This window comes from Bacteroides caecigallinarum (assembly GCF_021530995.1).
Classification (GTDB): Bacteria; Bacteroidota; Bacteroidia; order Bacteroidales; family Bacteroidaceae; genus Phocaeicola; species Phocaeicola faecigallinarum.
In genome coordinates, this window is record NZ_JADYTF010000225.1 from 1 (window position 1) to 1,504 (window position 1,504).

At 44.5% G+C, this 1,504-nt stretch carries 1 protein-coding gene; it reads left to right on the forward strand.

Annotation, left to right across the window (positions count from 1 at the left end):
* A partial coding sequence (gene tnpC, locus I6E24_RS16190) for an IS66 family transposase (protein ID WP_235329727.1) occupies nt 1-1,313 on the forward strand: 1,313 nt, incomplete at its 5' end.
* Between the last annotated feature and the right edge of the window lie 191 nt (nt 1,314-1,504).

The window sequence follows — 1,504 nt, forward strand, 5'->3', positions numbered from 1 at the left end:
CCCGCCAGGCCATAAAAGAGGTAAGCGAGTATAAGCGGATTAAGGTCAGGGAACACGAGAAAAAAGTTCCCGTCCGCCAAAAGCTGCCTGAGCATCTCCGCCGTGAGGAAGAACATATCTATCCGGAGGGCTATCTTGGTCATGAGGACCAATGGGTGCTGTTTAATGAAACGGAAACTTCCGAACATCTTGAATATAAACCGGCAGAACTGTATGTCCGGGTTACTGTCAGACACAAAGGCATGCGCAAGGATACAAACCGGATTATCACTGCTCCGGTGAAAAACGAACCGATACCTAAGAGTTATGCAAGTGCTTCACTGCTTACAGAACTTATGGTCGGCAAATATGTGGACCATCTTCCGTTCTACCGGCAGATACAGATGTTCAAGCGTATAGGTATCAGCCTGCCGCCATCCACTATTGAAGCCTGGTTCCATGAAGTGGCCGACCTGATGCGCCCCGCCTATTACCGGTTGAAGGAACTGGTTCTGTCTTCCGATTATGTCCAGTCTGATGAGACGACGATACCTATAATCAACAACGAGAAGCATCAGACAATAAAAGGATATCTTTGGCTGGTACGGAGTGTGATGAACAACCAGGTTTTCTTCTTCTATCATGACGGTTCCAGAAGTATGAAAGTGGCTCTGGAACTCTTCAAGGATTATCAAGGTGCCATACAGACGGACGGGTATGCCGCTTATGGTACACTTGAAAAGATAAAAGGTATCATCGTCATATGCTGTTGGGCACATGCCAGACGCTACTTTGAGAGGGCTTTGAAGCATGACAAGGCCAGGGCGGAGTATGCCATGACCATTATAGGCATGCTCTATGACGTGGAACGTATAGCCGATGACGACAACATGAATGCACAGCAGCGTATGGAACTGCGTAAACGGCTTGCATATCCTATAATCTGTTCGTTTGAGAAATGGTGTCTTGCGGAGTATGGTAAGGTTCTTCCTAAAAGTCCGATAGGACAAGCCATGCACTACTTCCTTAATCATGTGCGCCAGCTGGCACATTATACAATGGACGGTAAATATTGTATAGACAATAATCTGATAGAAAATTCAGCGCGCCCCATAGCGGTCGGCAGGAAGAATTTTTTATTCTGTGGTAATCATGACGCAGCTGAAGATGCTGCTGTTATCTATTCATTCATGGGGTGCTGCAAGGCTGCCGATGTGGACTTCAAGGGCTGGATGAACTATTTCCTTAACCACGTACATGAATACGACAGTGATTACTCCAAGGACATTGCAGAATTACTGCCATCATCTTTAAAAGACAAGAAGATTATTTAAAGAATCTCCGAAAAAGTCACAGGTATGTATTAATGTCTTCGACTTTTTCGGAGAAAAATCCTAGCTTTTAATAGATCCTGATAGAAATCGTCGAATATCTTCAACATTTTCAGAGACAAGTCGAAATTTTTAATAGACAATCTATGCCGGCTTTACCAGTTCTAATCATACGGGGTTTACTGAATGCTTAC